This is a genomic window from Burkholderia torrens (assembly GCF_984668525.1).
The window spans coordinates 3,251,973-3,276,475 of sequence record NZ_OZ480211.1 but is presented as its reverse complement, the minus strand read 5'-3'; the positions used below and the strand labels follow the sequence as shown (position 1 = coordinate 3,276,475).

18 protein-coding genes are annotated in these 24,503 nt (G+C 68.7%); 6 read left to right on the top strand and 12 right to left on the bottom strand.

Features of this window, described 5'->3' with window-relative positions:
• Positions 1-627 precede the first annotated feature (627 nt).
• Positions 628-4,200: an indolepyruvate ferredoxin oxidoreductase family protein gene (locus AC5LXX_RS15170; protein WP_493409971.1), complete on the top strand. Its 3,573-nt coding sequence runs from the start codon at positions 628-630 to the stop codon at positions 4,198-4,200.
• A 91-nt stretch (positions 4,201-4,291) separates the two neighbouring features.
• On the opposite strand, the gene AC5LXX_RS15165 is transcribed toward AC5LXX_RS15170, so the two are convergent.
• Positions 4,292-5,959, bottom strand: a complete 1,668-nt coding sequence (locus AC5LXX_RS15165; RefSeq protein ID WP_493409970.1) for a Na+/H+ antiporter — start codon at positions 5,957-5,959, stop codon at positions 4,292-4,294.
• Positions 5,960-6,255: 296 nt separating this feature from the next.
• Here AC5LXX_RS15165 and AC5LXX_RS15160 point away from each other — a divergent pair, with 296 nt between their 5' ends.
• From AC5LXX_RS15160 to AC5LXX_RS15145, 4 genes are all read left to right on the top strand, one after another.
• Complete coding sequence (locus AC5LXX_RS15160; RefSeq protein ID WP_493409969.1) at positions 6,256-7,542, top strand: sensor domain-containing phosphodiesterase; 1,287 nt, start codon at positions 6,256-6,258, stop codon at positions 7,540-7,542.
• 156 nt (positions 7,543-7,698) lie between these two features.
• On the top strand, positions 7,699-8,085 hold the full coding sequence (locus AC5LXX_RS15155) for a hypothetical protein (protein ID WP_493409968.1): 387 nt from the start codon (positions 7,699-7,701) through the stop codon (positions 8,083-8,085).
• Complete coding sequence (locus tag AC5LXX_RS15150) at positions 8,082-8,483, top strand: hypothetical protein (protein ID WP_493409967.1); 402 nt, start codon at positions 8,082-8,084, stop codon at positions 8,481-8,483. The genes AC5LXX_RS15155 and AC5LXX_RS15150 overlap by 4 nt, the downstream gene beginning before the upstream one ends.
• An 82-nt stretch (positions 8,484-8,565) precedes the next feature.
• Positions 8,566-9,291, top strand: a complete 726-nt coding sequence (locus AC5LXX_RS15145) for a copper homeostasis protein CutC (RefSeq protein ID WP_124452289.1) — start codon at positions 8,566-8,568, stop codon at positions 9,289-9,291.
• 198 nt (positions 9,292-9,489) lie between these two features.
• Here AC5LXX_RS15145 and bioB read toward each other — a convergent pair whose 3' ends face one another.
• The 9 genes from bioB to aceK all read right to left on the bottom strand — a co-directional run bounded on the left by bioB (position 9,490) and on the right by aceK (position 19,585).
• Positions 9,490-10,509 (bottom strand): biotin synthase BioB, encoded by a 1,020-nt coding sequence (bioB, locus tag AC5LXX_RS15140; RefSeq protein ID WP_493409966.1) that lies wholly within the window; start codon positions 10,507-10,509, stop codon positions 9,490-9,492.
• A 63-nt stretch (positions 10,510-10,572) separates the two neighbouring features.
• Positions 10,573-11,292, bottom strand: coding sequence for a dethiobiotin synthase (gene bioD, locus AC5LXX_RS15135; RefSeq protein WP_493409965.1), 720 nt, complete (start codon positions 11,290-11,292; stop codon positions 10,573-10,575).
• Positions 11,289-12,503 (bottom strand): 8-amino-7-oxononanoate synthase, encoded by a 1,215-nt coding sequence (gene bioF, locus AC5LXX_RS15130; protein ID WP_493409964.1) that lies wholly within the window; start codon positions 12,501-12,503, stop codon positions 11,289-11,291. The genes bioD and bioF overlap by 4 nt, the downstream gene beginning before the upstream one ends.
• Positions 12,500-13,846: an adenosylmethionine--8-amino-7-oxononanoate transaminase gene (gene bioA / locus AC5LXX_RS15125; RefSeq protein WP_493409963.1), complete on the bottom strand. Its 1,347-nt coding sequence runs from the start codon at positions 13,844-13,846 to the stop codon at positions 12,500-12,502. Before bioA ends, bioF begins: the two co-directional genes overlap by 4 nt.
• A gap of 462 nt (positions 13,847-14,308) precedes the next feature.
• Positions 14,309-15,574, bottom strand: coding sequence for a dienelactone hydrolase family protein (locus tag AC5LXX_RS15120; RefSeq protein ID WP_493409962.1), 1,266 nt, complete (start codon positions 15,572-15,574; stop codon positions 14,309-14,311).
• Between the two features lie 106 nt (positions 15,575-15,680).
• Positions 15,681-16,118, bottom strand: a complete 438-nt coding sequence (locus tag AC5LXX_RS15115) for a YchJ family protein (RefSeq protein WP_493409961.1) — start codon at positions 16,116-16,118, stop codon at positions 15,681-15,683.
• A gap of 39 nt (positions 16,119-16,157) precedes the next feature.
• Positions 16,158-16,835 (bottom strand): SDR family oxidoreductase, encoded by a 678-nt coding sequence (locus AC5LXX_RS15110; protein ID WP_493409960.1) that lies wholly within the window; start codon positions 16,833-16,835, stop codon positions 16,158-16,160.
• Positions 16,836-16,937: 102 nt separating this feature from the next.
• On the bottom strand, positions 16,938-17,711 hold the full coding sequence (gene can, locus AC5LXX_RS15105; RefSeq protein ID WP_493409959.1) for a carbonate dehydratase: 774 nt from the start codon (positions 17,709-17,711) through the stop codon (positions 16,938-16,940).
• 56 nt (positions 17,712-17,767) lie between these two features.
• On the bottom strand, positions 17,768-19,585 hold the full coding sequence (gene aceK, locus AC5LXX_RS15100) for a bifunctional isocitrate dehydrogenase kinase/phosphatase (protein WP_493409958.1): 1,818 nt from the start codon (positions 19,583-19,585) through the stop codon (positions 17,768-17,770).
• 302 nt (positions 19,586-19,887) lie between these two features.
• Between aceK and AC5LXX_RS15095 the strand changes: the two genes are divergently transcribed.
• The gene (locus AC5LXX_RS15095; protein WP_493409957.1) at positions 19,888-20,967 is read left to right on the top strand and encodes an MBL fold metallo-hydrolase; all 1,080 of its coding nucleotides are present in this window, start codon (positions 19,888-19,890) and stop codon (positions 20,965-20,967) included.
• 16 nt (positions 20,968-20,983) lie between these two features.
• On the opposite strand, the gene AC5LXX_RS15090 is transcribed toward AC5LXX_RS15095, so the two are convergent.
• Complete coding sequence (locus AC5LXX_RS15090; protein ID WP_493409956.1) at positions 20,984-22,630, bottom strand: ABC-F family ATP-binding cassette domain-containing protein; 1,647 nt, start codon at positions 22,628-22,630, stop codon at positions 20,984-20,986.
• 192 nt (positions 22,631-22,822) lie between these two features.
• A complete protein-coding gene (locus AC5LXX_RS15085; protein WP_493409955.1) occupies positions 22,823-24,418 on the bottom strand; it encodes an ABC transporter substrate-binding protein in 1,596 nt (531 codons plus the stop codon).
• Positions 24,419-24,503 lie beyond the last annotated feature (85 nt).

Below are 24,503 nucleotides of genomic sequence, written 5' to 3'. Positions count from 1 at the left end.
GACCCTGTGTATTCGAACGGTGAGAGTGAACAGCGGATCGTCGAAACGAGCCGGCCAGGATGTGGATATCCACCGCCAGGACCCACTCGCCGCGCTGTGAATTCCAACGGTGAGCGTCGACACCCGGGCGAATGGCATGCCGATTCCGGATGTGGACATCCCGGCCCCGACGCCAGTCGAAATGCTGTGCAATCGAACGGTGAGCGCGCGGACCCGGTCGGCGCGAAGGGCGCGGCGTTGTGGACATCCGGCGCCCCCGACCAATCTGAACCCTGTGCAATTCAACGGTGAGGGTGACTGCCAAAAGCCTCCGAAACCCTTGCCGGACGGGGTTTGAGCACCCATCGCGCGGCCGCGGCGGCACCATCAGGCACGCACCGATTTGCGCGGCGGGCCGCCCGGCCGCCTCGACACCCGCCAACCGCGCCCCCACCACCGCGCGCGAAAACTCTCTCAAATCCACGCGAAAACCTGCGCAGTTTTTCTCGCTACGGCCCCGCCCGAGCAAGATGAGAAAAAACATTCTCGGCTGCGCACGAAAAAATAGAGCCATTCGCTGCCGCCGGTCACGCGTCGCCCGACGCCCCGCCGCGCAGCCCAGAACAGCACAATCCGGAGACATCCCCCATGACCGCCCGCCTGCCCGTCGACGGCTCGCCTGCCCTGTCCGACTACCGCCTGACCGACAACCTCACCGCGACGCGCGGCCGGATCTTCCTGACCGGCACGCAGGCGCTGGTCCGCCTGCTGCTGATGCAGCGCGCGGTCGACATCGAGCAGGGACTCAACACGGCCGGCTTCGTCAGCGGCTATCGCGGCTCGCCGCTCGGCATGGTCGACCAGCAGCTGTGGAAGGCGAAGAAACTGCTCGACGCCGGCGGCGTGCGCTTCCTGCCCGCGATCAACGAGGAACTCGGCGGCACGGCCGTGCTCGGCACGCAGCGCGTCGAAGCCGATCCCGAGCGCACGGTCGAGGGTGTGTATGCGATGTGGTACGGCAAGGGTCCGGGCGTCGATCGCGCCGGCGACGCGCTGAAGCACGGCAACGCGTACGGTTCGTCGCCGCACGGCGGCGTGCTGGTCGTCGCGGGCGACGACCATGGCTGCGTGTCGTCGTCGATGCCGCACCAGAGCGACTTCGCGATGATCGCGTGGCACATGCCGGTCGTGAATCCGGCGAACATCGCCGACATGCTCGAATTCGGCCTGTACGGCTGGGCGCTGTCGCGCTACTCCGGCGCATGGGTCGGCTTCAAGGCGATCTCGGAAACGGTCGAGTCGGGCTCGACCGTCGACCTCGACGCGCTGCAGACGCAGTGGCCGGCGCCGGAAGGCTTCACGCCGCCGTCGGGCGGCCTGCACAACCGCTGGCCCGACCTGCCGAGCCTGACGATCGAGGCGCGCCTCGCCGCGAAGCTCGACGCGGTGCGCCATTTCGCGCGCACCAACAGCATCGACAAGTGGATCGCGCCGAGCACGCACGCGAACGTCGGCATCGTCACCTGCGGCAAGGCGCACCTCGACCTGATGGAAGCGCTGCGCCGACTCGACCTGACGGTCGCCGATCTCGACGCCGCCGGCGTGCGGATCTACAAGGTCGGCCTGTCGTATCCGCTCGAGATGACGCGCGTCGAGACCTTCGTCGACGGGCTCGACGAAGTGCTCGTGATCGAAGAGAAGGGCCCGGTCATCGAGCAGCAGCTCAAGGACTACCTGTACAACCGCAGCGAAGGCGCGCGCCCGCGCGTGCTCGGCAAGCACGACGCCGCCGGCGCCTGCCTGCTGTCCGAGCTCGGCGAACTGCGCCCGTCGCGCATCCTGCCGGTGTTCGCGGAATGGCTCGCGCGGCACAAGCCCGCGCTCGACCGCCGCGAACGCGTCGTCGATCTGGTCGCGCCGCAGATCCTGTCGAACGAAGCCGACGCGGTGAAGCGCACGCCGTACTTCTGCTCGGGCTGCCCGCACAACACGTCGACGAAGGTGCCGGAAGGCTCGATCGCGCAGGCCGGGATCGGCTGCCACTTCATGGCGTCGTGGATGGAGCGCGACACGACGGGGCTGATCCAGATGGGTGGCGAGGGCGTCGACTGGGCCGCGCACGCGATGTTCACCAACACGAAGCACGTGTTCCAGAACCTCGGCGACGGCACCTACTTCCACTCGGGCATCCTCGCGATCCGCCAGGCGGTCGCCGCGAAAGCGAACATCACGTACAAGATCCTCTACAACGACGCGGTCGCGATGACGGGCGGCCAGCCGGTCGACGGCAGCATCTCGGTGCCGCAGATCGCACGGCAGGTCGAGGCGGAGGGCGTGTCGCGCTTCGTCGTCGTGTCCGACGAGCCGGAGAAGTACGACGGCCATCACGGGCAGTTCCCGACGGGCACGACGTTCCATCACCGCAGCGAGCTCGACACGGTGCAGCGCGAGCTGCGCGAGACGCCGGGCGTCACCGTGCTGATCTACGACCAGACCTGCGCGGCCGAGAAGCGCCGCCGCCGCAAGAAAGGCGAATTCCCCGACCCGGACAAGCGCCTGTTCATCAACGACGCCGTGTGCGAAGGCTGCGGCGATTGCGGCGTGCAGTCGAACTGCCTGTCGGTCGAGCCGCTCGAGACGCCGCTCGGCCGCAAGCGCCGCATCGACCAGTCGTCGTGCAACAAGGACTATTCGTGCGTGAACGGCTTCTGCCCGAGCTTCGTGACGGTCGAAGGCGCGGCGCTGAAGAAGGCGGCCGGCGCCGCGTTCGACGAAGCGGCGCTCGCGGTGCGCGTCGACGGGCTGCCGGTGCCGGCGACCCATCTCGACGCGGCGCCGTTCGACATGCTCGTGACGGGCGTCGGCGGTACGGGTGTCGTAACGGTCGGCGCGCTGATCAGCATGGCCGCGCATCTCGAAGGCAAGAGCGCGTCGGTCCTCGACTTCATGGGCTTTGCGCAGAAGGGCGGCTCGGTGCTGTCGTTTGTGCGGATCGCGTCGAGCGACCGCTGGCTGAACCAGGTGCGTATCGACACGCAGCAGGCCGACGTGCTGCTCGCGTGCGACATGGTCGTCGGCGCGAGCGCGGAAGCGCTCCAGACGGTGCGTCACGAGCGCACGCGGATCGTCGTCAACACGCACCGGATCCCGAACGCGTCGTTCGTGCAGAACCCCGACGCGAACCTGCATGCGGACGCGCTGCTCGAGAAGATGCATCACGCGGCCGGCGACGGCTACCTGTCGAGCTGCGACGCGCAGGCGCTCGCCGCGAAGTTCCTCGGCGATTCGATCGGCGCGAACATCCTGATGCTCGGCTATGCGTGGCAGCTCGGCCTGGTGCCGGTGTCGCTCGCCGCGATGATGCGCGCGATCGAGCTGAACAACGTCGCGGTGCCGATGAACAAGCTCGCGTTCTCGATCGGCCGGATGGCGGCCGGCGACGCGGCCGGCCTCGAAGCGTTGTGGAATGCGCGTCACACGGTGGCCGCGCAGACCGCGCCGGAGACGCTCGCCGAGCTGATCGCAGATCGCGAAGCGCGTCTCGACGCCTACGGCGGCGCGCGTTACGTCGAGCGCTACCGTGCGCTCGTGAACGCCGCACGCGCGAAGGGCGACGACACGCTGATGCGCGCGGTCGCGACGACGTTCTACCGGCTGCTCGCGGTGAAGGACGAATACGAGGTCGCGCGGCTGTACACGGACGACGCGTTCCGCACGGCGCTCGAGGCGCAGTTCGAAGGCGTGCCGGGGCAGGCGTATCGCGTGAAGTTCAACCTTGCGCCGCCGACGGTCGCGAAGGCCGGCCGCGACGGCAGCACGCCGAAGAAGCGAGTGTTCGGCCAGTGGATGTGGCCGGTGTTCGGCGTGCTGGCGCGCGTGCGCAGCCTGCGCGGCACGTGGCTCGATCCGTTCGGCCGCACCGTCGAGCGCAAGATGGAGCGCGCACTCGCCGACGACTACGAGACGACGCTCACGCGCGCGTTCGCCGCGATGACGGCCGGCAATGCGGCGCAGGTCGTGCAGCTGGCCGACCTGCACGCCCGCGTGCGCGGCTTCGGCCACGTGAAGGTGCGCAACCTGGCCGGCGTGAAGCGCGCGGAGCGCGAGCTCGCGCTGCAGCTCGGCATCGACGCGGCGACGAGCGCGGCCGTGCAGCACGCACTCGACGAGATGAAGGGGACGGGCATGCTGAAGGGAATTCCGGTCGTCGTCGCGAAGTAACGCGAACGCGGGCGGATGTGAAAACGGCGACGCTGCTGCGTCGCCGTTTTTTTTGCGTCTCAGTACCCGTACGCGGGCAGTTGCAGAACCGTCAGAGAATGCCTTTCTTGCGCGTCGACAGCGCGGTTTCCGACAGGTCGATCTCGCGGATCAGCTTCGTCAGCGTCTCGTCGGAAATCTTGCTGTCGCTGCGCAGCCGGTACAGCGCGGAGCGTTCCGCGCGCACGGCCGCGATCCGCATCTGCAGCTCCATCGTTTCGGCCTGCTTCGCTTCCGCGCGCGGCGTGGGGCCGTCCTCGGCGAGTGCGGAGAGCCGGCGGCGATACTGGTCCATCACGCGTGCGGAGATGTCCGCGCAGCGCGCCGCGCCCGATTCGTCGAGCTCGGCCGAGATCGCATCGTGCGACGAGTCGATCGCGCGGATCGCGGCCTGCGCGGCGGCCGAGCGTGCGACGCGCTCCTCGTCGCCGAGCGGGTTGCGCGTCGAACGCACGCCGCGCAGCAGCAGCGGCAGCCCGATCACCGCGACGATCAGCGAACCGAGGATCACGGCCGACGCGACGAAGACCGCGGTGTCGCGCCCCGGCAGCGGTGCGCCGTCCGACAACGCGACGGGAATCGACAGCACGCCGGCGAGCGTGACCGCGCCGCGTACGCCGCCGACCGTCATCACCGCGATCGTGCGCACGCCGGCCATCGTGCCCGCGAGGCCCTGGCGCGCGGCGCGGCGGCTCGCGAACCAGCGCAGCAGCCACACCCATGTGAAGCGGATCGCATACAGCGCGAGCATCATCGCGCCCACGTTGAAGATCATCCGGCCGACCAGCGCGTCGCTCGTGTGGTGCGCGTCGACGAGCGCGCGGCCGATGATGTGCGGCAACTGCAGCCCGAGCATGATGAACACCATGCCGTTGAAGACGAACTCGATCATCGCCCACGTGCTTTCGGCACGCACACGCGACGCGACGGTGCTTTTGCGCGAGAAGCTCGTGTAATTCATCATCATCCCGGCCGATACGGCCGCGAGCACGCCCGACAGGTCGAGGTGCTCGGCGAACAGGTAGGCCGCGAACGGCACCAGCAGCGTCATCACGATGCCGGGGGCCGGGTCGCCTTCCTGCTCGGCGTTCAGGAAGCGCGTCGACAGCGCGCTGAACAACCACGACACGATCGCGCCCGTCGCGAGCCCGCCGGCGGCGACGATCACGAACGTCACCGACGCGGCGCGCAGCGAGAACACGCCGGTGAGCGCGGCCGCGATCGCGAACTTCAGCGCGACGAGGCCCGACGCGTCGTTCATCAGCGCCTCGCCTTCGAGGATGTGCATCAGTTGCGGCGGAATCCGGCCCTTGCCGGCGATGCCGGACAGCGCGACCGCGTCGGTCGGCGACAGCACGGCCGCGAGCGCGAATGCGATCGGCAGCGGCAACTCGGGAATCAGCCAATGCGCGAAGTAGCCCACTGCGAGTACCGTCATGAACACGAGCCCGAACGCGAGCATCAGGATCGCGCGGCGCTGCAGGTACAGCTCGCGTTTCGGAATTCGCCAGCCGTCCGCGAACAGCAGCGGCGGAATGAACAGCAGCATGAAGATTTCGGGGTCAAACGTGACGTGCAGGTTCAGCTTCGGCCACGCGAGCATCGCGCCGAACGCGATCTGCATCAGCGGCAGCGGCAATTGCAGCGGCAGGAGGCGCGTGACGGCGCCGGACAGTGCGACGGTCAGCAGCAGAATCAGGACTGTGAAAACGATTTCCATCGATACGGCGAATAACGCGGAATGAAACGATCGTACGGAGTGTAGCGTGCCGACGTGACGGCTGCGCTCAAGCGGCCGGTGCGTGCGCACGAAAATGGTGCGCCCGACGTGCGCCGCAGTGGTGCGATGGCCCGGCCAGGCCGCATGGCATATGGATTGTCGGCGCCTTGCACGGAGCTTGCTTGAAGTGGGCAGCCGCCCGGCATCGACCGGGCAATCGAGGGTCCAACCATGACATTGAGTGCGCCGTCCGTTTCGCCGGACGGCGCGTTCGAAGGCATCACCAGGAGGAAGGCATGACGATCGTTCAACAGGAGCGTCCGTCCGCCGCGTCGCCGTACCGGTTCGAGCGGGAGATGAGTTCCGGCTTCGAACGCCTGGCCACGCAGCATCGCGACCTGACGCTGACGACCGTGTTCCAGCCGATATTCAGCCTGTCGCACCAGCGTGCGGTCGGCTACGAAGCGCTGTTGCGCGCGCACGATGCGCTTGACCGCGCGGTGTCGCCGCTCGACGTGTTCGGCGCCGCGGCGCGCCAGGGCGAGCTGCTGCAACTCGACCGGCTCGCGCAGGCGCTGCATCTGGAGAACTTCGCGCTGCTCGGCGCCGAGCGCGAGTGGCTGTTTCTCAACGTCCATCCGGGCGTGCTGACCGACCCGTTCCAGGCCGCCGCGCTGCTCGCGAACCTGAAGCGGCTCGGCATGCCGCCGCGCCGTATCGTGCTCGAAGTGCTCGAACAGCGCGCGGAAGACGTCGAGCGGCTCGCGGAGGCCGTGCGCGAATTCCGCACGCACGGCTTCCTGATCGCGCTCGACGATTTCGGCGCCGGTCATTCGAACCTCGAACGGATCTGGCAACTGAATCCGGACATCGTGAAGCTCGACCGGATCATGCTGTCGCACGCGGCGCACCGCACCGGGCTCACCGCGATCCTGCACGGGCTCGTCACGCTGCTGCACGAGGCCGGCAAGCTCGTGCTCGTCGAAGGGATCGAGACCGAGCACGAGGCGCAGATCGCGCTGTCGTGCGAGGCCGATTTCGTGCAGGGCTACTACTTCGGGCGACCGGCGCCGGGGCTGCCCGACAGCGCGACCGCGACCGGCTGCATCGGCGAGCTGACCGAGCGCTTTCGTCAGCAGACCGAAGCGCGCGAGCGGCGCGACGCGCAGCGGCTCGCGCCGTACCTGCGTGCGTTCGAGCGGGCGGCCGAGCGTCTCGCGGCCGGCGAACCGCTCGACGAGGTGTGCTGGAACTTCCTCGCGCTCGACGCGGCCGCGCGCTGCTTCCTGCTCGACGCGCACGGCCGCCAGTCGGGCCGCAACGTCGTGCTGCGCGCCGATCGCGCGCTCGCCGAGGCGCGCTTCTCGCCGCTGGCGGACGCGCAGGGCGCGAACTGGCTGCGCCGGCCGTATTTCCGTTCGGCGATCACCGAGCCGGGCCGCGTGCAGGTCACGCGGCCGTACCTGTCGATCAACGAGGCGCAGCCGTGCGTGACGCTGTCGGTGGCCGTGCGCGTCGGCGATGCGCAGCGCGTGCTGTGCGGCGATATCGACTGGGTCGACGACGAGGCGGACGGCGGCTAGCGCCGCGCGGATCGCATGCGGCGATCGGGGCGCGGCGGCGCGGGGCGGCCGTTGCGTTCGCTGCATGCTTCCCCGACAATGGCGCGATCGCGGCCGTCGTGTCCGCGATCGCGCCGCCCCGGGGGCCACCATGGCGGCGAATAAAAGGAAAACATCATGAAGAGACCGATTTCGCTGACCATCCTCGCGTGGGTCGTCATCGTGACCAACGCGATCACGTGCGTCTATACGCCGTTCTCGATCGGGATGCCGACCACCCAGGCGCTGATGTCGCACTACCTGCTGCCCGTCTGGGCGACGTTCGGCATCAGCATGATCATCGAAGTCGCGAACGTCGTGATCGGCATCGCGATCCTCAAGGGGCGCGAATGGTCGCGCAAGGCGTACGTCGCGACGTTCGTGTTCGGCATCGCGTTCTCGCTGGTCAACATGCCGGCGTCGATGCTCGCGGTGCTGATTCCCGGCGTCCTGCTGTTCGCGCTGTTCGTCTACCTGCTGTTCCGGCGCCCCGCGACCGCGTATTTCCGCCAGACGCCCGCATGAGCGTCGTGCGCAATGCGCTCGCGATCGTGCTGTTCGCGATCGCGGGCTTCTGCGTGAGCGCCGCGCAGACAGTCACGTTCATGAAAGTCGGCCAGGCGGGCGCGACGGCCGTATTCGTCGCCGTGCTGTTCGCGGTGTCGGCCGTGCTCCTCGCCGCAGGCGCGTTTGCCGGCACATTCCGGCCGCGTAAGCGCGGCGCGGGCATCGCGCTGCTCGTCGCGACCGCGATCACTGCGTTCGGGGCGCTGGGCTGGGCGATGCTCGTGCTCACACCGAAGATCGTCGACATGATGCAGCAGAGTGCGTACTTCGACGCGCGGATGTTCAGGTTCGTGCCCGGCACCGCCTTGACGGCGTTGTCCGCGCTGGCCGGCATCGGGCTCGTGCGGCGCGCCTGACGCGCACGGCACGCCAGCCCTTGCCCCGCGGAGTCATACTGACTAGGATGCGCGAATTGTCCTGACGATTCGCGGGCCGCCCATGAACCGAAACGCCGCTTCTTCCATCCTCCTCGAAGTGATCGCCACGACCGTCGGCGATGCGAAGGCCGCCGCCCGCGCGGGCGCCGACCGGCTCGAGCTCGTGACCGCGATCACGGAAGGCGGGCTGACGCCGAGCGTCGGCCTGATCGAGGCCGTCGTGGCTGCCGTGCCGATTCCCGTCAACGTGATCGTGCGCCCGCACAGCCGCTCGTTCGTCTATGACGCCGACGACCTGCGTGTGATCGAACGCGACGTGCGCGCGGCCGTCGCGGCCGGTGCGAACGGTGTCGTGTTCGGCGCGCTCGATGCGCGCGGCGACGTCGATCTCGATGCGCTGGCCCGCATCGCCGCCGCCGCCGACGGGCGCGCGCTCACGTTCCACCGTGCGTTCGACGTCGCGCGCGATCTCAACGCCGCATTCGACGCGCTGCTGCGCGTGCCGGCCGTCACGTCCGTGCTGACGTCGGGCGGCCATCCGTCGGTGCTCGACGCGGTCGCGACGATCACGCGGCTGGTGCGGCAGGCGGCCGGCTCGACCTGCACGGTGCTGGCCGGCTCGGGGCTGACGATCGACGCGGTCGGCGATTTCGTCCGTGCGACCGGCGTGCGCGCGGTGCATTTCGGCTCGGGCGTGCGGCCGCGCGGCGAGGTGCTGGCGCCCGTCGACGAGCAGCGCGTCGAGCGCGTGCGCGCGGCGCTCGACGGCGCGGCGGCGCACGTGTGATGTGCACTTGAGCACGAATCGGGAGAGCGGGCTGCATGACCGACGCGACACACGACGAGCAGGGCGGCGCGCACGCTGACGCCGCGCGCAGGTGATTCGAGACGCGAAGGGCAACCCGGTGCAGACGACCGGATGAAAAAAAGCCGGGGCATGCCCCGGCTTTCTCGTTGGCGGGCCCGGCCCGCCGGCCGATGCCGCTTACGCGCTGGCCGACATCGCGTCCGCGTCGCTCGCACGGATGCCGAGGCGCTCGAACAGCGCGCGGTCCTTCTGCGATTGCGGGTTGCTGGTCGTCAGCAGCTGGTCGCCGTAGAACATCGAATTCGCGCCGGCGAGGAAGCACATCGCCTGCAGCCCGTCGTCGAGCTGCTCGCGGCCGGCCGACAGGCGCACGACGGCCTTCGGCATCGTGATGCGCGCGACCGCGATCGTGCGCACGAACTCGAACGGGTCGAGCGGTGCGGTGCCTTCGAGCGGCGTGCCTTCGATCGCGACGAGGTTGTTGATCGGCACCGAATCCGGATACGGGTTCAGGTTCGCGAGCTGCGAGATCAGGCCTGCGCGCTCGCGGCGCGATTCGCCCATCCCGATGATGCCGCCGCAGCACACGTTGATGCCGGCGTCGCGCACGCGGTCGAGCGTGTCGAGGCGGTCCTGGTACGTGCGCGTCGAGATCACCTGGCCGTAGAACTCCGGCGACGTGTCGAGGTTGTGATTGTAGTAGTCGAGGCCGGCGTTCGCGAGTTCCTGCGCCTGTTCGTCCTCGAGCATGCCGAGCGTCATGCAGGTCTCGAGGCCGAGTTCCTTCACGCCGCGCACCATCTCGGTCAGCGCCGGCATGTGGCGCTCCTTCGGGTTGCGCCACGCGGCGCCCATGCAGAAGCGGCTCGCGCCGTTCGCCTTCGCCGCGCGCGCGGCGTCGAGCACCGCGTCGACGTCCATCAGCTTCTCGGCCTTCAAGCCCGTGTCGTGGTGCGACGACTGCGAGCAGTAGCCGCAATCTTCCTCGCAGCCGCCCGTCTTGATCGACAGCAGCGTCGACAGCTGCACCGCGTTCGCGTCGAAGTGTTCGCGGTGCACCTGCTGCGCGCGGAACAGCAGGTCGTTGAACGGGAGCTCGAACAGCGCGACGACGTCGGCGACACGCCAGCGCTGCGAGGCCGGAGCGGCCACGGGAATCGCGTCGGGTTGCACGGTAGCGGTCTGGGCTTGGGTCATATCGTTTTCCTGTCCTGGTCGGGGATGAGGGATCGAGGGATCGAGGGATCTGTTTCGGTAGGGTCAATGCTGCGCGGTGCGCAGCGTCTCGACGAGCGTGGCGATGTCGAGCATCGCCGAGGCGGATTCGGGCGCGGCCGGGCTCATGTGCGGAATGCGGCCGAGCAGCGGTGCGCCGTGCTCGCGGGCGAGCCAGTCGCGCATCGTCGCGATGTTCTCGTCGGGGAACGACATCGCCGGGTCGACGTGGTTCGCGACCCAGCCTGCGAGCGTGAGGCCGCGCGCGGCAATCGCGTCGGCCGTCAGTAGCGCGTGGTTGATGCAGCCGAGCCGCACGCCGACCACGAGCACGACCGGCACGCCGAGCGCGACGGCGAGATCGGCCAGGTCCTGCGTGTCGTTCATCGGCACGCGGAAGCCGCCGGCGCCTTCGACGACGACGATATCCGCGCGCGTCAGCGCTTCGCGATGGCACGCGACGATCGTGTCGAGGTCGAGCGTCACGCCTTCCCGCGCGGCGACGATATGCGGCGCGGCCGGCGCCTTCAGCAGGAACGGGGTGCGCAGTTCGGGCGGCAGCACGACGTTCGCGGCCGCGTCGAGCTGGTCGGCATCCTCGTTGCGCCAGACGCCGTCGCGTTCGTACGCGCCGGCCGCGACGGGTTTCAACGCTGCCGCGCGCAGGCCGTGTCGCGCGAACCCGTGCAGCATCGCGGCCGACACGAAGGTCTTGCCGATTTCGGTGTCGGTGCCGGTGACGAACAGCGAGAGCGGGGCGGTCATGCGGCGGCCTCCTGCAGGGCCTGCCTCTCGCTGGCTTCGATCAATGCGGCTTCGAGCCGCGCGAGATCGTCGAACGAATGCGCGGCCGACAGCGACACGCGCAGCCGCGACGTGCCGGCGGGCACCGTCGGCGGCCGGATGGCGGGCACCCACAGGCCGTGCGCGTCGAGCGCGCGCATCGCCGAGAGTGTCGCGTCGTTGCTGCCGATCACGAGCGGTTGCACGGCCGTGTGCGAATCGACCGGCTGCCAGCACGTGTTGCGCAGCAGCGCGCGCGTGCGTTCGATCAGCGCGGCGAGATGCGCGCGTCGCGCGTCGCCTTCGTCTCCCGCGATCACCTTCAGGCTCGCCGAGACCGCGTGCGCGACGGCCGGCGGCGCGGCCGTCGTGAAGATGTAGCTGCGCGCGCGCTGGATCAGCCATTCGATCACGGTTTCATGCGCGATCACGAACGCGCCCGCGACGCCGGCGGCCTTGCCGAGCGTGCCGACGTACACGAGATGCGGCGAACGCAGCGCGGCGGCCGCGAGCGCGCCGCGGCCCTGCGGGCCGAGCACGCCGAAGCCGTGCGCATCGTCGACGACGAGCCATGCGCCGTGGCGTTCGGCCAGCGCGACGAGTTCGGCGAGCGGCGCGATATCGCCATCCATGCTGAACACGGTGTCGCTGACGATCAGCTTCGTTTCGGCATCCGATGCGTCGAGCAGCGCGGCGAGCGCGGCCGTATCCGCGTGCGGATAGACCTGAACTTGCGCGCGCGACAGCCGCATGCCGTCGATCAGCGACGCGTGGTTCAGCGCGTCGGAGAAGATCGTCGCGCCCTTGCCGGTGAGCGCCGTCATCGCGGCGAGGTTCGCCATGTAGCCGGTGCTGAAGTACAGCGCGCGCGGTGCGTCGGAGAAGCCGCCCGAGAAGGCCGCGAGTTCTTCCTCGAGCGTCGCGTGCGCACGCGAATGGCCGCCGAGCAGGTGCGAGCCGCCGCTGCCGGAGCCGTAGCGCTGCGCGCCTTCGGCGAACGCGGCGACGAGCGCCGGGTGCGCGGCGAGGCCGAGATAGTCGTTGCTCGCAAAGCCGACGATCTCGCGGCCGTCGACGGTCATGCGCGCATCGCACGCGGTGTCGGCGGTGCGGCGCACGCGGCGCAGCCCTTGCGCGTCGAGATCGGCGAGGCCGCGTTGCAGGGTGTCGAGGAGCTTGTTCGTGTTCGTCATGGCGAGATCTCCGCCAGCGTCGCATCGAGCGTGTCGCGCGTGCTTTGCGCGAGCCACGCGATATCGTCGTCGCTCATCACGTACGGCGGCATCAGGTACACGGTCGTGCCGATCGGGCGCAGCAGCAGCTCGCGCTCCAGCGCGCGTTCGAAGAACCGCCGCGAGAAACCGCGCGCCGCGTCGCCGTCGAGCGCGACGTCGAACGCGAACAGCGTGCCGCGCTCGCGCAGGTGGCGAACTTGGCGGTGCGCGTCGAGCGGTGCGAGCGCGGCGCGCAGCGTCGCCGATTTGCGCGCATTGCCCGCGAGTACGTCGTCGCGCGCGAACAGGTCGAGCGTCGCGACCGCCGCGCGGCACGCGAGCGGGTTGCCGGTGTACGAGTGCGAGTGCAGGAAGCCGCGCGTCGTGTCGTCGTCGTAGAACGCCGCGTATACGTCGTCGCGCGTGAGCACGAGCGACAGCGGCAGATAGCCGCCGCTGATGCCTTTCGACAGGCACATGAAATCGGGCCAGACGCCGGCCTGCTCGCACGCGAAGAAGGTGCCGGTGCGGCCGCAGCCGACCGCGATCTCGTCGGCGATCAGGTGCACGCCGAATTCGTCGCACAGCGCGCGCAGCCCGCGCACGTACGACGGATCGTGCATCGCCATGCCGGCCGCGCACTGCACGAGCGGCTCGACGATCAGCGCGGCGATCCGGTCGCCGCGTTCGGCGAACAGGCGCCGCACGTCCGCGAGCGCGCGGCCCGCGACGTCGGCGGCCGTCTCGCCCGGCAGCGCACCGCGCGCATCGGGCGACGCGACGACGTGCGCGTGGCGGATCAGCGGATCGTACGCATCCTTGAACAGCGCGACGTCGGTCACGCCGAGCGCGCCGATCGTCTCGCCGTGATAGCTGTTCGCGACGCAGACGAATTCCTGCTTGTTCGCGCGGCCGCGGTTGCGCCACGCGTGGAAGCTCATCTTCAGCGCGATCTCGACGGCCGACGCACCGTCCGACGCGAAGAACGCATGGCCGAGGTTGCGCGCGGTGAGCGCGTGCAGCCGTTCGGCGAGCTCGATCGCGGGCTCGTGCGTGCAGCCGGCGAGCATCGCGTGCTCGAGCGTGTCGAGCTGGTCCTTCAGCGCCGCGTTGATGTCCGGGTTCGCATGGCCGAACAGGTTGACCCACCACGAGCTGATCGCGTCGAAGTAGCGGCGGCCGTCGCGGTCGTACAGCCACACGCCCGCGCCACGCGCGACGGGGACGAGCGGCAGGCGCTCGTGATGCTTCATCTGGGTGCAGGGATGCCAGACCGCGCGCAGGCTGCGCGCGACCCAGTCGTCGGTGGCTGGCGTACTCAAGGCGACTCCGGGGGGTAAAACGACCGCGCGGCATCGAACGGATGCCGCGCGGCGGGACACGAAACGCGCTGAGATTAGCGTGTTCCGCGGGACGTTGCACTAGCGGTTACAAACGCCGCAAAGCCTTGCCGGGCGGGAGTTCGGCGCAGTTCGGGGGTGCTCGGGACGGAACGCGGCGGAAGCGGGGAAATGACCGTAGATGGCGACGTTCGAGTGAGCCCCCCTGACAGAAAAAAATCGCGGGCCGCGCGCCGGCATGACCAGGGAAAAACGGGGATCGAAGGCGAGCGCGGGGGGAGCGCGGCGACGTCGCGCCTACGCGGCGGCGCCAGAATCGTCTACGGAATCAGGGCGAAAACGGGCAGCCGGAACGGCAGGCAGCCGTAACCGCACGCCGAGGAGAGGCGGGAGGCAGAACCGGATCAGGCGGGAAGGGTGCGGCGGCGGAGGACCCGCCGCGCGTCAGCGCGAAGCCAGTGCGTGCGTATCGGCGTCGCGCGCGTTGGCGTCGCCGTTGTCGGCCGTCTGCGTCGTGTTCCACACGACATGGTCGTTGACCGCGTACAGCCGGCATGCGCCCGCGCCTTGCTTCGAGCAGTTGTCGAGTGCGAGCGCCATCGGGTCGTCGCCGCCTTCCGCCCACGACCAGGCGCCTTCCGACGACACCGCGAACGCGCGGCTCGGATGCTGGTTCAGGAAGCGGCGATAGCCTTCGCGACCGGCTTCGTCGACATACGGCACCGCGTTGACCGCATCGATCGACGCGTAGCCGGTGGCCTTCGGCTCGTGCGGGTTCGCGACCGCATAGCGCACCGAGGTCGGCAGGTTCAGTGTTGCGAGGAACGCATTGACGGCCGGCCACCATACGGGCACGCCGTCGCGATCGACGATCAGCCGGTGCGCATCGTCCTTGTAGCGGCCGAAATCGATGAACTGCGCCTGCGTGCCGTGCGACACGTACGCGTCGTGCATCTGCGCGACGAGCGCGGGCGTCCAGACCGAATCGTTGTCGCCGTACAGCCACAGCGAGCGCACGGCCGTGTGCGCGCCGTACTGGTCGAACGCATCGACGAGGTTGCGCTGCCAGCCGTCGCACAGGTCCTGGCGCAGCCCGCCCGAGAAGTTGATGATGCCGCGCACGCCCGGTGCGGCCTCGGTGCCGTACGCGACCGATGCGAGGCCGCCGTGCGACGTGCCGGCGACGACGATGCGCGACGCATCGACATACGGCTGGTGCGACATGTAGCGCACCGTCGCGTCGACGTCGGCGGCCTGCGCGAGGCCGTTCTTGCCGACGTTGCAGCCTTCCTGCTGGTACGTGCCGTCCGAGCCGGCGAAGCCCTGGCGGTTCGGCGCGATCACCGCATAGCCGCGACGCACGAATTCGCGCGCGAACGCGAGCGGCCGGCTGCGCGGCTGCAGATGGAGATCGCCGGTGTTCTTGCCGTGATTGAAGACGACGAGCGGGAACGGGCCGGGGCCGTCCGGCTTGAAGAGCGTCGCCTCGAGCGTGACGGCGCCCGACGCATCGGCCGGGATGCGGAGAATCCGTTCGTTGAGATCGGCCGCGACCTGCGGCAGGTTCGAGTCGCCGTAATCGAAGCGCTCGGCATGGGCGAGCGACCCGCTGGCGCCCGTACCCGCATTTGCGTTCGGCAGCGTACCGGCCTGAGCGGCCGACAGCGCACAGGCCGCCATCCATCCCACCAATACCTTGCTGAACGCCATTCGTAAGCCCTGCCATGCAACATGACCAATTCGAGCTCATCGTAGCCCGACAAAATCGGGTTGTGCAATGCGGGAATTACCCGGCGTCTGACATGGCAACTATTTGTCAGCGTTCACTTACTTCGCCGTCGACATAGCGCCAGAAACCGTGTTCGTCGCGCTCGAAACGGCTCGTCTCGTGGAGCCGGTATGCGCGTCCGCCGACCTTGTAGCGGGCCACGAATTCGACCTCCGCGTGGCGTTCGTCGAGCGGCGCATGGCGTTTGACCGCGAGGCCGAGCCAGCGCGGCGCGTCGGGTGCATCGGGGTCGGTATCGAGATCGGGTGGGCAGGTGCGCGCGGCCCACGTCGCGCGCAGGTAGCCGGTCGCGCCGAGCACGTACGCGCTGTACCGCGAACGCATCAACTCGAGCGCGGTCGGCGCGGCTTCGCCGCCGTCGATGAAGCGGCCGCAGCAGGCCGCGTAGCGCGGCGCCGGCGCTTTGCCGGCGGGCGCGGGGGACGCGCCGCCGCACGGGCACGCGTCAGGTCGGTTCAAAATCATGCGAAACGGGAATTAACGACGATCGGTTGTCGATTCGGCTCACCAGCTCAGCTCGACGCCGTCGTACTGGAAGAAGCGGCCGTTGGCCTGCGACACGTCCGCGCCGGATTCGGCGATCACGCGGCGCATGCCGGTCACGCTCGTTTCGGGATCGATCGCGGCCTGCGCGCCGCCCATGTCGGTGCGCACCCAGCCGGGATGCAGCGAGATGCACGCGGCATGGCGCGTCTGCAGCGACGCGATGCGCAGCGCGTCGTTCAGCGCCGCCTTGCTCGCGCGGTACAGCCAGCCGGTCGTGCCGGTCGCCTCGGCGATGCTGCCCATCCGGCTCGACACGACGGCCAGCACGCCGCGTGCGTCCTCGACGAGCGGCAGCAGGATCGGCAGCAGCTGCATCGGCCCGCGCACGTTCGTATGCATCACCGCGTCGAAATCCTCGGCCGTGATCGTCTCGACGCCTTCGGTGCGCGGCCCGTACACACCCGGCACGAGCACGGCTGCATCGAGGCGTTCGCCGTCGAGCTTCCAGCCGAGCGCCGCGATCTGCTCGGGCTGCGTGATGTCGAGCGCATGCGCGTGCGCGCCGAGCGCGCGCAGCGCGTCGAGCGACGCTTCGTCGCGCGCGGTCGCGATCACGTTCCAGCCGTCGCGCCGGTATTGCCGGACGAATTCGCGGCCGAGGCCGCGCGATGCGCCGACGATCAGTACGGTTTTCATGCCCATCGCTCCTTTCCTGGGCGCCGCCTTGGCGGCGCCGGTGTCAGATCCGTTCGATGCGTGCCGTGGCCGCGTCGCGGCCGCCGCCAGGCTGCTGGCGCATTACTGCTTCGCGTCGTCGCACGGCTTCAGCGTCGCGGCGACCGCCTGCGCAACGCCTTCGAGCCGAGCGGCGGCGTCCGCCGCGATCATGTCGTTGTCCGGTGCATGCTGGCCCCCGGCGGTCAGTGCGGCCACGCAGCGCTTGTAGGTCTCGTCGAGCGCGTCGAAGTTCGACACGGACATCCCGAGGTTGCGCATCCGGCCGTCGTGCACGCCGTACACGAGCCCGTGCACGGTGAGCGACTGGCCGCGCGCCCACGCGTCGTTGACGATCGTCGTGCGGCACACGTTGACGACCTGCTCGATCGCGTTCAGCTCGATCAGGCGGCGATAGCGCGCTTCGCCGACCGGCCAGCCGTCGAGCAGGGCCGCGTGGCGCTCGCGCACGTCCTGCACGTGGTGCAGCCAGTTGTCCGCGAGGCCGACGCGGCGGTTGAGCAGCGCCGCGTTCACGCCCGAGCAGCCGTAGTGGCCGACGACCATGATGTGCTTCACACGCAGGATGTCGACCGCGAACTGGATCACCGACAGGCAGTTCAGGTCGCTGTGCACGACGACGTTCGCGATGTTGCGATGCACAAATACTTCGCCCGGCGGCAGGCCGATGATCTGGTTCGCGGGCACGCGCGAATCCGAGCAGCCGATCCACAGATATTCCGGCGCCTGCTGGTCGGCGAGGCGCGCGAAGAATTCCGGATCGTCCTCGAGCTTGCGCTTGACCCAGGCTTCGTTGTTGTCGAACAGATGTGAAAGCGGATTGTCTTGGGTGTTCATCGGTGTGGATTCCGTTGGCGGAAATCGGGTCGATATCGGGTTCGGTGTCACCGGCGTCAGGCCGCGCGCTGCGCGTCGCCTTCGCCGTCGTTCTGGTCCGCCGCGCCGAAGCGCGCGGGGTAGCGCACGCTGAAGCGCAGCGCCGTGTCGTACGGGTAAAAATCGGGCAGTTCGCCCTGCATCAGCTTGTCCTTGCTCGCCTGCCACAGCGCGGGATCGAAAAAGTCCGCGTGATGCTTCATGAACACGCTGCGCACGCGCGGGTCGCCGAGCAGGAACGGTCCGTAGGTCTCCGGAAAGATGTCGTGCGGGCCGACGGTATACCACGGTTCGCCGGACAGCTCGTCTTCCTCGTTGCGCGGCGGCGGCACGCGGCGCACGTTGCAGTCGGTCAGGTATTCGATCTCGTCGTAGTCGTAGAACACGACGCGGCCGTGGCGCGTGACGCCGAAGTTCTTGTACAGCATGTCGCCGGGGAAGATGTTCGCCTTCATCAGCTCCTTCACCGCGTTGCCGTATTCCTTCACGCCGTGCTCGACGTCCGCGTCGCTGCCGTTCTGCAGGTACAGGTTGAGCGGCGTCATCCGGCGCTCGATGTACAGGTGCTTGATCACGAGGTTGTCGTCCTCGTATTCGAGCAGCGACGGCACTTCCTTCTCGAGTTCGCGCACGAGCGCGTGGTCGAGCCGCGCGAGCGGCAGCGCGACGCTCGAATACTCGAGCGTGTCGGCCATCCGCCCCAGGCGGTCGTGGCGCTTCACGAGCTGGTACTTCTCCATGATCTGCGCGCGCGTCGTTTCCTTCGGCGGCGGGAACTGGTCCTTGATGATCTTGAACACGTACGGGAACGACGGCAGCGTGAACACGAGCATCACGAGGCCCTTGATCCCGGGCGCGATGATGAAGCGGTCGCTCGAATGCGACAGGTGGTGCAGCAGGTCGCGGTAGAACAGGTTCTTGCCCTGTTTCTGCAGGCCGACCGACGTGTAGATCTCGGCCTTCGGCTTGCCCGGCATGATCGTGCAGAGGAAATCCACGTACGCGGACGGCACGCCCATGTCGACGAGGAAGTACGAGTGCGAGAAGCTGAAGATGATCTGCAGCAGGTCGCGGCGCAGCAGCACCGTGTCGAGCGCGAGCAGGCCCGGACGCACGTGGCGGATCGGCACCGCGAACGGCAGCACGCGGTCGGCGTTGATGATGCGGCCGATGACGTACGCGCTCTTGTTGCGAAAGAACAGCGACGACAGCACGTGGATCTGGAAATTCGGCGCCGCGTCGAAGTGGCCGAATTCGTCGTCGATCGCCTGCATCACGCAGCCGATGTCGCGCGGCAGATCCTCGAATGCCGGTTCGAGCTGGAAGTTCGTGACGACGCGCTCGAGCGTGGCGGCGAGCCCGTCGGTGCCCGGATAGTACGCGCGGTAGGTCGGCTTCGCGGCCGGTTCGTCGTTCTCCAGGTACTCGGTCGAGATCGCCGGGCGCACGAAGATGAAATCGTTGCTGAAGTACGAACGGTGCAGGATCTTGCAGCACACCGAATTGAAGAAGGTTTCCGCGCACTCGGGCTGGCGATGCGACGTGAGCAGGCCGATGTAGTGCAGCTTGATCTGCTGCCACACTTCGTCGTCGATGTTCTCGGCGTCGTATTCGTCTTCGAGCACCTCGACGCATTCCTGCACGCGATCGTCGTACGACGTGATCCGCTCGCGCGCGAGCCGCTGCAGCCCGTGCCAGTCGCCGCGCTCGAACAGCGTCTTCGCCTCGACCGCCGCTTCGCGGAAGATCCGGTAATGGCGATCGAAGTATTCGAGCATCGTCTGCGCGACGTCGAAACCGATCTGCGACGACAGCAGTTTGGGGAAGTGATTCATCGCGTGCAGGCTCGTTCAAGGGGCTGTAAGCACTCGCCATTTTAGCGCCCAAGTCGGCGTTTCAATGACTTTCGCGGTGACGCGCCGACGGCCGTCGATCGGTGCGTTGTTTGCCGTTGCGTGCCGTTCGGTGCATCTTCGCGTAAAGATACGGGTACGGAACCGATTCTGGCACGAACTTTTTTGCCGGCCCGGCCGCCGCCGGGGCACGCGTTTCGCGTGACGGCGATAGAATCGGCGCAACGCCCGCCGTGACTGCCGCCGGCGTGCATTCGCACCGATAACGACGAGACGCCCCACCGATGAACGCCCTGGAACACCAACTCGACTACCCCTTCGCCGACACGCTGCCCGCCGCGGGCGACACGTTCGAGGTCGCGCCCGGCGTGCGCTGGCTGCGCATGCCGCTGCCGTTCTCGCTCGACCACATCAACCTCTGGCTGCTGCGCGACGAGATCGACGGGCAGGCCGGCTGGACGATCGTCGATTGCGGGATCGCGTCGGACGCGATCCGCACGCACTGGGAGCAGATCTTCGACACGCATCTCGACGGCCTGCCGGTGCTGCGCGTGCTCGTCACGCACTGCCACCCCGATCACTTCGGCCTCGCGAACTGGCTGTGCGAAGGCGGCGACCGGGGCCGCTGGAACGTGCGGCTGTGGATGACGCTCGGCGAATACATGTTCGGCTGCCTGATGGCGGCCGGCAACGGCTCGAACGCGGGCGGCGCCGCGGCTGCCGATCATTTCGCGCGCCACGGGCTCACCGATCCGGCCGCGCTCGACAAGCTGCGCAACCGCCGCAACTACTACTCGGACCTCGTGCCGGCCGTGCCGCCGCGCTACCGGCGCCTGCGCGATGGCGATGCGGTGACGATCGGCGCGCGCACGTGGCGCGTCGTCACGGGCTTCGGTCATTCGCCTGAACATTGCGCGCTGCACAGCGAAGCGGACGGCGTGCTGATCTCCGGCGACATGGTGCTGCCGCGCATCTCGACGAACGTGTCGGTGTTCGACCTCGAACCGGAAGGCAACCCGCTCGCGCTGTACCTGCAGTCGCTCGGCCGCTACGAGACGATGGCGCCCGATACGCTCGTGCTGCCGTCGCACGGCAAGCCGTTCCGCGGCGTGCGCACGCGCATCGCGCAACTGCGCGAACACCACGATGCGCGGCTTGCCGAAGTGCGCGTCGCGTGCGCGGAGAAGCCGACGAGCGCAGCGGACATCGTGCCGATCATGTTCCGCCGCCGCGAGCTCGACATTCACCAGATGACGTTCGCGCTCGGCGAGGCGCTCGCGCACCTGAACCTGCTGTGGCTCGCGGGCGAGCTCGTGCGCGAGCAGGGCGACGACGGGGTGCTGCGATTCCGCACGGCCGGCTGAGCGCGCGTCGTCGTCCTTACACGACGGGCTCGTAGCGCCACCCGTCGCGATGCCATTGCATCGTGTGCGTCGGTTCGAGCGCCGCGAGAAACGCGGGGTCGTGCGACGCGACGACGATCGCGCCCGGGAAGCCGCCCAGCGCGGCTTCGATCGCGCGCACCGATTCCAGATCGAGGTGATTGGTCGGCTCGTCGAGCAGCAACAGCTGCGCGGGCGTGCCCCGCCACAACGCGCATGCGAGCGCGGCCTTCAGTCGTTCGCCGCCGCTCAGTTGCCGGGCGGGCTGCGTCGCGCGCGTCGCGTCGAGCTGCAGCAGCGCGAGACGGCTACGCAGGTCGCCTTCGGCAAGCGGCGTATCGAGCAGCCCCAGTTGCTCGACGATCGAGCGCCCGGGATCGAGCAACGCGAGCCGCTGGTCGAGATACGCGGCGCTTACATGCGTCGCGCATTTCCCTGAACGCGGCGCGAGCTCGCCCGCGAGCATCCTCAGCAACGTCGATTTGCCGCAGCCGTTCGGGCCCGTCAGCGCGATACGCACCGCGCCGCTCGCCGACCACGTGATCGCATCGGCAGCGCCAGCGACGTGCCACGGCAGTTGCGCACGGTCGAGCGTGAACAGCTGGCGGCGGGCGCTGAGCTCGGTACCCGGCAGCGACACGAGCACGGGCGCGTCGGCTTCGACGCGTGCAGCCGCTTCATGCACGCGCTCGTCGAGCGTCGCCTTGAAGTCGCCCTGATGACGCCGGACCGCCCCCATGATGCTGCGTGCCGCACCTTTGCGGCTTTGCTTCGCGCCCGACGACAGGTTGGCCGTCTTCGCGTCGCGCAGCGACGCGGCCGCATGGCGCTGGATCGTGTCGTGTTCCTGTTCGAGCCTGCGCCGCACGCGCCCGCGCTCGGTGCGCGCATGGTCGAGCGCTGCTTGCGCGGCATCCCGTTCCGCGTCGCGCTGCGCGCGGTAGAGCGCGTAGTTGCCGCCGTACGAGTGCACGCCGTGCGGCGTCAGCTCGACGATGCGCTGCACGCCGGCGAGCAGCGCACGATCGTGGCTCACGATGACGACGCCGCCGCGCCAGCCGTCGAGCGCCGCATGCAGCCATGCGCGGCCCGGCGCGTCGAGATGGTTGGTCGGTTCGTCGAGCACGAGCAGGCCGGCGCCCGACAGCAGCGCGCCGATCAGCGCGACCCGTGCGAGCTGGCCGCCGCTCAGCGCGTGCGCGGGCGTGCCGGGCTGCACGTCGCGCAGCCCGGCCGCGTCGAGCGCCGTGCGCAGCCGCTCCGCGAGATCCCAGCGCTCGCCGATCAGGTCGAAGTCGTGCGGTTCCGCGCGGCCGTCCGCGAGACGCGCGAGCGCGCCGAGCGGCGCATCGAGCGCGGCGATCTGCGCGACGGTCCGCGGGCTGGCTGCTGCGTTGTCGTGATCGTGCTGCTGCGCGACGTAGACGACGTGCGTATGCCGCTCGATCGTCCCCGCGCTCGGCGCGCAACGGCCCGCGATCAGTTGCGCGAGCAGGCTCTTGCCGACGCCGTTGCGGCCGACGATGCCGGTCGGCGTGCGATCGATGGACAGGTCGAGCGAATCGAACAGCGTGATGCCGTCGTCGAAGCGGAAGGAAACGTGATGAAGCGCGACGAGCGCGCCGGTGGGCGTGGCTGCAGCCATAAGCACCTCCAAAAATGCGTGAAGACCTTCGCGCGCGGCGTGCGTGGCACGGGCGGCGAAAACATTTCGGGAAGGCTTAGTTGTTCACTTTGGCTGGCGTCCGGTATGAGGAACAGGCGCGCAGTGTAGCAAGCGTCACGCGCGGGCGGCAAGCGAGCGGCGTGTGCGCCGTCGCTTGCGTGCCACGCACGGTTACTGCACGGCGACCGTCGTGAAGTTCTGCCGTCCGAACGGACTCACGTGATAGCCGCTCACGTTCGTGCGCGTCAAAGCGGCCGCGGTCGGGTAGCCGAGCGGGATCCACAGCGCCTGGTCGTGGATGATCTTCTGCGCCGATTCATACAGCTTTGCGCGCTTCGCCTGGTCGGCCGTCGACTTGCCATCGGCGATCAGCTTGTCGAGCTGCGTATCGCAGAAGCGCGCGAAGTTGATGCCCGATTTCACCGCGTTGCAGCTGAACAGCGGCGACAGATAGTTGTCGGGATCGCCGTTGTCGCCGGCCCAGCCCATGAACAGCATGTCATGCTGGCCGAGCTTCGCCTGCTTGATGAGTTCGCCCCACTCGATCACTTTCACCTCGGCCTTCACGCCGATCTTCGCGAGGTCGGCCTGCAGCAGTTCCGCGCCGACCTTCGGGTTCGGGTTCAGCACGCTGCCGGTCGGGCGCGTCCAGATCGTCGTCGAGAAGCCGTTCGGGAAGCCGGCCTGCGCGAGCAGCTGCTTCGCCTTCGCCGGATCGTACGCATACGGCGCGACGTCCTTCGCGTAGCTCCACGTGTTCGGCGGATACGGGTTGTTCGCGGCCGTCGCGGTGTTGTCGAACACGACCTTCAGGTAGGTCGCGCGGTCGAACGCGAGGTTCAGTGCCTCGCGCACCTTGTCGTTGTCGAGCGGCTTCTTCTGCGTGTTCAGCGCGACGAACGCGGTCATGAACGCGGGCGTCTGCACGACCTTCAGCGCGCTTTCGCCCTTCGCGGCGAGCACGTCCTGCGGCTTCGGCGACAGCGCAATCTGGCATTCGCCGGCCTTCACCTTCTGCAGGCGCACCGACGGGTCGGGCGTGATCGCGTAGATCAGCCGGTCGACCTTCGGCTTCGTGCCCCAGTACGTCGGGTTCGCGTCGTAGCGGATCAGCGCATCCTTCGTGTAGCTCTTCAGCACGAACGGGCCCGTGCCGACCGGCTTCGCGTTCAGGTCGGCCTGCTTGCCGGCCTTCAGCAGCTGGTCCGCGTATTCGGCCGAGTAGATCGACGCGAAGCCCATCGTCAGGATTGGCACGAACGTCGCGTTCGGCTCGTTCAGCACGAACTTCACCGTGCTGTCGTCGACCTTCGTGACCGACTTCACCAGCTTCACGAGGCCCATCGACTGCGCGTGCGGGAAGCCGCTCGCGCCGGCCACCTTGTGCCACGGGTTCGAGTCGTCGAGCATCCGCGCGAACGTGAACACGACGTCGTCCGCATTGAGCGTGCGGCCCGGCTTGAAATAATCGGTGGTCTGGAACGCGACGTTCGGGCGCAGGTGGAACGTGTACGTGAGGCCGTCGGCGCTTGCTTCCCATTTGTCGGCGAGCGCGGGTACGACTTTCTTCGCGGCTTCGTCGTAGGACACGAGCGTGTTGAAGATCACGTCGGCCGACGCGTTGGTCGTGACGAGCGAGTTGTACTGCACGACGTCGAAGCCGTCCGGGCTCGATTCCGTGCAGACGGTGAGCGGCTTGGCGGCGGCGAGGGCGGGGACGGCGAGGGCGGCGGCAACGGCGGCCGCCGCGAACAGCTTGACGTGCATAGGATCTCCCACGTGGCTTGTGTTTTTTGCTGGGTGACGGGATGCGGGCGCGGCCCGGAAGCGGACAGGGCCGGCGCGGCTGGCG

Coding starts and splice junctions, on each gene's coding strand:
- AC5LXX_RS15170 (WP_493409971.1), top strand. CDS start 628: ATGACCGCCCGCCTGCCCGTCGACGGCTCGCCTGCCCTGTCCGACTAC.
- AC5LXX_RS15165 (WP_493409970.1), bottom strand. CDS start 5,959: ATGGAAATCGTTTTCACAGTCCTGATTCTGCTGCTGACCGTCGCACTG.
- AC5LXX_RS15160 (WP_493409969.1), top strand. CDS start 6,256: ATGACGATCGTTCAACAGGAGCGTCCGTCCGCCGCGTCGCCGTACCGG.
- AC5LXX_RS15155 (WP_493409968.1), top strand. CDS start 7,699: ATGAAGAGACCGATTTCGCTGACCATCCTCGCGTGGGTCGTCATCGTG.
- AC5LXX_RS15150 (WP_493409967.1), top strand. CDS start 8,082: ATGAGCGTCGTGCGCAATGCGCTCGCGATCGTGCTGTTCGCGATCGCG.
- AC5LXX_RS15145 (WP_124452289.1), top strand. CDS start 8,566: ATGAACCGAAACGCCGCTTCTTCCATCCTCCTCGAAGTGATCGCCACG.
- bioB (WP_493409966.1), bottom strand. CDS start 10,509: ATGACCCAAGCCCAGACCGCTACCGTGCAACCCGACGCGATTCCCGTG.
- bioD (WP_493409965.1), bottom strand. CDS start 11,292: ATGACCGCCCCGCTCTCGCTGTTCGTCACCGGCACCGACACCGAAATC.
- bioF (WP_493409964.1), bottom strand. CDS start 12,503: ATGACGAACACGAACAAGCTCCTCGACACCCTGCAACGCGGCCTCGCC.
- AC5LXX_RS15120 (WP_493409962.1), bottom strand. CDS start 15,574: ATGGCGTTCAGCAAGGTATTGGTGGGATGGATGGCGGCCTGTGCGCTG.
- AC5LXX_RS15115 (WP_493409961.1), bottom strand. CDS start 16,118: ATGATTTTGAACCGACCTGACGCGTGCCCGTGCGGCGGCGCGTCCCCC.
- AC5LXX_RS15110 (WP_493409960.1), bottom strand. CDS start 16,835: ATGAAAACCGTACTGATCGTCGGCGCATCGCGCGGCCTCGGCCGCGAA.
- can (WP_493409959.1), bottom strand. CDS start 17,711: ATGAACACCCAAGACAATCCGCTTTCACATCTGTTCGACAACAACGAA.
- aceK (WP_493409958.1), bottom strand. CDS start 19,585: ATGAATCACTTCCCCAAACTGCTGTCGTCGCAGATCGGTTTCGACGTC.
- AC5LXX_RS15095 (WP_493409957.1), top strand. CDS start 19,888: ATGAACGCCCTGGAACACCAACTCGACTACCCCTTCGCCGACACGCTG.
- AC5LXX_RS15090 (WP_493409956.1), bottom strand. CDS start 22,630: ATGGCTGCAGCCACGCCCACCGGCGCGCTCGTCGCGCTTCATCACGTT.
- AC5LXX_RS15085 (WP_493409955.1), bottom strand. CDS start 24,418: ATGCACGTCAAGCTGTTCGCGGCGGCCGCCGTTGCCGCCGCCCTCGCC.